The sequence below is a fragment of the uncultured Leptotrichia sp. genome, assembly GCF_938036635.1.
GTDB lineage: Bacteria > Fusobacteriota > Fusobacteriia > Fusobacteriales > Leptotrichiaceae > Leptotrichia > Leptotrichia hongkongensis.
Map to the genome: position 1 here is coordinate 1 of NZ_CALHQO010000407.1, position 6,305 is coordinate 6,305.

Below are 6,305 nucleotides of genomic sequence, written 5' to 3' on the forward strand. Positions count from 1 at the left end.
CTTTTACCATGTACCATATGAATTAGAAACAATCGCATCTGGTGAAATCGTGTCATCTTGTCCACTATTTACGAGCGGAGACATTGAATACATCCCTGCATGGCACATAGCAGCGCCACTTAAACGACGCGATAATAAATACCAAGCGTTCTTAGATCAGTGTACACATTTTTCAATTCCAAATGTGAAAGCCCATTTAGATGCGACACTTGCTTTGGACTATCTAACATTAAATGACGATCGTCACTACGGTAACTTTGGATTCTTACGGAATTCTACAACACTTGAATTCCTTGGCATGGCCCCTATCTTCGATAATGGCAATACCCTATGGTACAACGAAATGACGATTAATCCACATAAACCATTCCATACGTATCCATCATTACCGTTTAAATCGAAACATGATAAGCAAATAAAGTATGTAACAACACCACTAACAATTCCGCAGTCATTGTCTAAAATAGCAATGGAATTGATGGATTCCATATATGCAAAAAATTCAAATATTACGGAGGATCGTCTTACTATGATGAAAACATTATTTGCTGAGCGATTAGACATGCTAAATGCATATCTAACGAAACTAAAGTAATAAAATATTAATCATTAAACCTGAAAATATAAGATGCCAAATAAATTTAATCAATAAAATAAAAAAATATTAAAATTTTCTGGAATATGGAGGAAGCGATATGAAAAAATTGACAAAGGATCTTGAGAAATTAGGAATTGTAAATGTGGCGAAAATCTACAGGAATTTAACACCTTCTGAACTTATTGAGCATGCATTAAGCCGTAAGGAAGGTACACTATCTGAAACAGGAGCTTTAGTTGTAACTACAGGGAAATATACAGGGCGTTCACCTAAAGACAAATATATTGTTGATACCGCTGGTATTCATGATAAGATTGCATGGGGGAATGTAAATAAGCCTATTGAAAAAGAAAAATTTGATTCTATTTATAACAAGCTGATTGCATATTTGCAAAATCGTGAAATTTTCATATTTGATGGAATGGCAGGAGCGGATCCGACTTGCAGACGAAAATTTAGAATAATAAATGAACGGGCAAGCCAGAACTTATTTATCCATCAATTGCTAATACGCCCAACAGAGGAAGAACTAAACGATTATGGACATGCTGACTTTACAATAATCGCGGCTCCAGGCTTTAAATGCAATGCTAAAATCGATGGAATAAATTCATCTGCTGCAATAATTATTGATTATGAAGCAAGAGTTGGTATTATTTGTGGAACAGAGTATTCTGGAGAAATTAAGAAAAGTGTATTTTCCATAATGAACTTTGTAATGCCAGAAATTGATGTACTTCCTATGCACTGTTCTGCTAATATGGATCCAAGAACTGGACATACTGCGGTATTCTTTGGACTTTCTGGAACTGGGAAGACTACACTTTCAACAGATCCTAACCGTAAATTAATTGGAGATGATGAACATGGATGGTCTGATCACAGCATTTTCAACTTTGAGGGAGGGTGCTATGCAAAATGTATAAATCTTGATCCAGAACATGAGCCTGATATTTACAATGCAATAAAATTTGGAAGCCTTGTCGAAAATGTTGTAATGAATCCTAAAACACGTGAATTTGACTTTTATGACAAGAGCTTGACAGAAAATACGAGAGTTGGCTACCCGATTAATCATATAAAAAATGCACAAATTCCAGGGATTGGAGGAATTCCAAGCGTTGTAATATTTCTTACAGCAGATGCGTTTGGAGTTTTACCGCCTGTTTCAAGACTTTCAAAAGATGCGGCAATTTACCATTTTGTGACAGGATTTACTTCTAAGCTTGCTGGGACAGAACGTGGAATTACAGAACCGCAGCCTACATTCTCAACTTGCTTTGGAGAACCGTTTATGCCATTAGATCCGTTAGTTTATGCAGAAATGCTAGGTAAAAAAATAGAACTTCACAATACAAAAGTATTTTTAATAAACACAGGATGGTCTGGCGGACCTTATGGTGTTGGAAACCGTATGAACTTAAAATACACAAGGGCAATGGTAACTGCAGCGTTAAATGGAGAACTGGATGAAGTTGAATACAGACACGACGATATTTTCAATCTAGAAATTCCACAATATTGTCCAAATGTTCCAAGTGAACTTCTAAATCCAGTAGATACATGGGCAAATAAAGAAGCATATGGAGCAGCTGCAAGAAAGCTGGCAAAAATGTTTAGAGAAAATTTTGCAGCAAAATATCCGAATATGCCAGAACATATTGTAAATGCAGGTCCAATGTATTTTGAATAAATATGTTGATAGACAGTTCAGTAATATTCCGGCAGTTAATATTAACTACTTAATTTTCAGTCAATTTTAAAAGTTTTGGGAGATGCTTAACTGTCTATTTTATAACAATTTTTAAATGTTTACTAAAATATGGAGGTTTTTATGGGAAAGGTAAAAATAACGGAAACATCGTTAAGGGATGGACATCAATCACTTATGGCGACAAGAATGACTACTGCCGAAATGCTTCCAATAATAGAAACTATGGATAAAGTCGGGTATTATGCAATGGAAGTCTGGGGTGGAGCAACTTATGATGCAGCAATCAGATTTTTGCATGAAGATCCGTGGGAAAGATTAAGAGAAATCAGAAAAAGGGCTAAAAATACAAAACTTCAGATGCTGCTAAGAGGACAGAACTTGCTTGGTTATCGGCATTATGCAGATGATATCGTGGATAGATTCGTTGAGCTTTCGATAAAAAATGGAATTGATATAATTCGTACATTTGATGCTTTGAATGATACGAGAAATATAAGGCAGGCATCAGAAAGTACAAAAAAATATGGAGGACACAGCCAGCTTGCTATCTGTTATACAATTAGCCCTGTTCATACGATAGAATACTATAAAAAACTGGCTTTGGAAATGCAGAGCATGGGGGCAGATTCTATTGCAATAAAGGATATGTCGGGAATTTTATTGCCAAATGTGGCTTATGAACTTGTAAGTGAACTAAAAGAGATTTTGAATATACCACTTGAACTGCATACTCACGCAACAGCGGGACTAGCCGGAATGAGTACATTAAAAGCTATTGAAGCTGGAGTGGATATTGTGGATACAGCAATTTCACCTTTTGGAAGCGGAACTTCACAGCCACCTACAGAATCGCTTGTTAGAACCTTGCAAGGCTCGAAATATGATACAGGGTTAAATCTTGAACTTTTAAAGGAAGTCGCAGAGTATTTTAAACCTATAAGAAAAAAATATATTGATAATGGAACAATGAATCCAAAGGCTCTTGCTGTAGAGCCAAGCATTGTGGAATATCAGCTTCCTGGCGGAATGCTCTCAAACCTTTTGTCACAGCTGAAGGCACAAGGAGCGGAAGATAAATATGAAGATGTGCTTCGTGAAATTCCAAAAGTCCGAAAAGACCTAGGTTATCCGCCTTTAGTAACGCCGATGAGCCAGATGGTTGGGACACAGTCAGTATTTAATGTTTTGACAGGACAGAGATACAAGATGATTCCAAAGGAAATTAAAGATTATGTAAAAGGAATGTATGGAAAATCACCTGTAAAAATTTCGGATGAAATTAAGGCAGTTATAATTGGAAATGATGAAATATTTACTGGAAGACCTGCCGATTTGCTACAAAATGAATACGACACAATGAAGAATGAAATAGGAAATCTAGCAAAATCTGATGAAGATGTTCTAACTTACGCATGCTTTCCACAGATTGCAAAAGATTACCTGAAAGAAAAGTACAAAGAAAAAAACTCAGAAGAGAAAATCAGTATTCAGAATATTGATGTTGTTTTTTAAAAGTTTTTAGAAATAAAAATTGAAATATAATAGAATAGGCAGTTTAAAAAGAGAGGTGAAAAAAATGAACTTAGATATAGATTACTTCAAGACAAAATTAAAGGAAATAACGGAATGGTATGAAAATACAAGATGGAATAAAAAAGCATTGCTTGAAAAAATATCGGAACTTGATATGGAAATAAATAAGACACGTGATGCAGAAAATCTTATAGATTGGGACAATTTAAGCCATATAGAAGAAAGAATTGTAAGTGATATGGTTCATTTGAGAAATAAAATGAAACTCTCGCAAAAGGAAAAATTTGATAGTTATTACGAAATAAAGTAATATGCAGGAACTGTTTAAATTTAGCAATTCAAAAAATTGAAAGGAATAATTTAAAATATGAAAAGTATTTTATTTGGAAATTCGGCTGTAACTTTTGCAGATGCCATTTATATAACTGTTGTCAGTATGCTGATTGTATTTTTTATATTATTTTTGATTTCATTTGTATTGTCATTTTTTAAATACTTTTCAGCTTATGAGGAAAAAAATGCAGATATTGAAAATAAAAAAAGAAATGATGGTAAAATTCTGGAAAAGCAGCAAAAATTAGATAGTGAACAAAAATTTAATATGGAAAAAATAAAAGATGAAACTATGCTGGCAGCAATGATGGCAGCTTTGATTGAAGCGGCTGGAGATAACAAGGATAGTCGTATAAGAATAAAAAATATTAGGGAAATAAAATAAAATCTGAAATACAAAGGAGTACAGAAAAAATGATTAAACTGTATAAAATTAGAATCGGAGAAAAAGTTTACGAAGTAGAAGTGGAAGATGTTTCAGAAAAAGAAGGAACTATTGAAACTTCAGCCAGTTCAGACAGCAAGCAAGAAGTGAGCAAAAATGAAAATACACCTTTACAAAAGGAAACTGAAGGAAGCGAAGTAATAAAAGCCCCTATGCAAGGACTTATAGTAGATGTGAAAGTAAAAACTGGACAAAAGGTAAAAGCTGGAGATGAAGTTGTGGTATTGGAAGCTATGAAAATGGAAAATCCAATTGTAGCACCTTGCGATGGAACTATAAGCGAAATTAGAGTGGCAAAGGGTGATACAGTAAATACTGATGATATTTTAGTGGTATTGTCTTAAAATATAAAAATTTAATAAATTACTAAAAACCTTAAAGAAAGGAATGGTTTTCAAATGGAATTACTAAAAATTCTTTATGGAACAACAGGAATATCAATGATAACTGGAAGACAGATTATAATGATAATAATTTCGCTAATTTTGTTATACCTGGCGATAAAAAAACAATATGAACCTTATCTATTGCTTCCGATTTCCTTTGGGATGCTGCTCGCAAATCTGCCTGCTGTTGCAAATGAAGGACTTATGGAAAAAGGTGGACTTTTATACTATCTATATCAAGGAGTAAAATTAGGTATTTATCCACCGCTAATATTTTTGGCAATAGGAGCAAGTACTGATTTTGGACCGCTAATTGCAAATCCCAAAAGTCTGCTACTGGGAGCTGCTGCCCAACTTGGAATTTTTATAGCATTTATTGGAGCAATTTTGCTAGGACTAACTGGAAAAGAGGCGGCTTCAATTGGAATTATTGGAGGAGCTGACGGCCCTACAGCCATTTACTTGACAACAAAACTGGCACCACATTTACTAGGATCAATCGCTATTGCGGCCTATTCATATATGGCTTTAGTCCCTGTAATTCAACCTCCAATTATAAAACTTTTGACAACAAAAAAAGAAAGAACGGTGGAAATGACACAGCTCAGATTTGTAAGTCAAAGGGAAAAAATAATTTTTCCAATTGCAGTAACAATTATTGTTATTCTTCTAGTTCCATCATCAGCTCCATTAATCGGAATGTTAATGCTTGGAAATCTTATAAAGGAGGCTGGAGTTGTTTCAAATTTAGTTGAACACGCAAGAGGAGCCATGTTATACTGTATTACAATAGTACTTGGAATAACTGTCGGAGCAACTGCTGACGGAGAGCATTTTTTGAGTCTGGTAACAATAAAAATTATTATTCTTGGGTTAATTGCATTTTCTTTTGGGACAGTAGGAGGAGTGCTGTTTGGGAAAATAATGTACAAACTGACAAAAGGAAAAGTAAATCCTATGATTGGAGCAGCAGGGGTTTCAGCAGTTCCAATGGCGGCAAGAGTTGTACAGAAACTAGGGCAGGAAGAAAATCCCAAAAACTTTCTGTTAATGCATGCAATGGGACCAAATGTTGCAGGCGTCATTGGAACGGCAGTGGCAGCCGGAACCTTCATGGCCATTTTCGGTGTGAAATAAGCGCAGCATGAAACTATCTTTCGCGTGAGACAAGCGCAAGGAGAATATAGATGAATAACGAGAAGAAAAAACCGGTTCAAATTTGTGAGACCGTGCTTCGCGACGCGCACCAGTCTCTCTTTGCAACCAGAATGACGACAGAGGAGATGCTGCCCATCA

7 protein-coding genes are annotated in these 6,305 nt (G+C 35.1%); all 7 read left to right on the forward strand.

Annotation, left to right across the window (positions count from 1 at the left end):
• The coding region (locus tag Q0370_RS08185; RefSeq protein ID WP_367270880.1) for a hypothetical protein at positions 1-595 on the forward strand (595 nt) is incomplete at its 5' end.
• Positions 596-695: 100 nt separating this feature from the next.
• The gene (pckA, locus tag Q0370_RS08190) at positions 696-2,291 is read left to right on the forward strand and encodes a phosphoenolpyruvate carboxykinase (ATP) (RefSeq protein WP_299574470.1); all 1,596 of its coding nucleotides are present in this window, start codon (positions 696-698) and stop codon (positions 2,289-2,291) included.
• 141 nt (positions 2,292-2,432) lie between these two features.
• Positions 2,433-3,824, forward strand: a complete 1,392-nt coding sequence (locus Q0370_RS08195; protein WP_299574473.1) for an oxaloacetate decarboxylase subunit alpha — start codon at positions 2,433-2,435, stop codon at positions 3,822-3,824.
• Between the two features lie 64 nt (positions 3,825-3,888).
• Entirely contained in the window at positions 3,889-4,155 is a 267-nt protein-coding gene (locus tag Q0370_RS08200) for a hypothetical protein (RefSeq protein WP_147006320.1), read from the forward strand.
• Between the two features lie 57 nt (positions 4,156-4,212).
• Entirely contained in the window at positions 4,213-4,563 is a 351-nt protein-coding gene (locus Q0370_RS08205) for an OadG family protein (RefSeq protein ID WP_147006319.1), read from the forward strand.
• Between the two features lie 29 nt (positions 4,564-4,592).
• A complete protein-coding gene (locus Q0370_RS08210) occupies positions 4,593-4,967 on the forward strand; it encodes a biotin/lipoyl-containing protein (protein WP_299574480.1) in 375 nt (124 codons plus the stop codon).
• 54 nt (positions 4,968-5,021) lie between these two features.
• Complete coding sequence (locus tag Q0370_RS08215) at positions 5,022-6,146, forward strand: sodium ion-translocating decarboxylase subunit beta (protein ID WP_299574483.1); 1,125 nt, start codon at positions 5,022-5,024, stop codon at positions 6,144-6,146.
• Positions 6,147-6,305: the final 159 nt, after the last annotated feature.

What these genes read in the sequence shown, in the direction of transcription:
- pckA (WP_299574470.1), top strand. Translation starts at nt 696, where the DNA reads ATGAAAAAATTGACAAAGGATCTTGAGAAATTAGGAATTGTAAATGTG.
- Q0370_RS08195 (WP_299574473.1), top strand. Translation starts at nt 2,433, where the DNA reads ATGGGAAAGGTAAAAATAACGGAAACATCGTTAAGGGATGGACATCAA.
- Q0370_RS08200 (WP_147006320.1), top strand. Translation starts at nt 3,889, where the DNA reads ATGAACTTAGATATAGATTACTTCAAGACAAAATTAAAGGAAATAACG.
- Q0370_RS08205 (WP_147006319.1), top strand. Translation starts at nt 4,213, where the DNA reads ATGAAAAGTATTTTATTTGGAAATTCGGCTGTAACTTTTGCAGATGCC.
- Q0370_RS08210 (WP_299574480.1), top strand. Translation starts at nt 4,593, where the DNA reads ATGATTAAACTGTATAAAATTAGAATCGGAGAAAAAGTTTACGAAGTA.
- Q0370_RS08215 (WP_299574483.1), top strand. Translation starts at nt 5,022, where the DNA reads ATGGAATTACTAAAAATTCTTTATGGAACAACAGGAATATCAATGATA.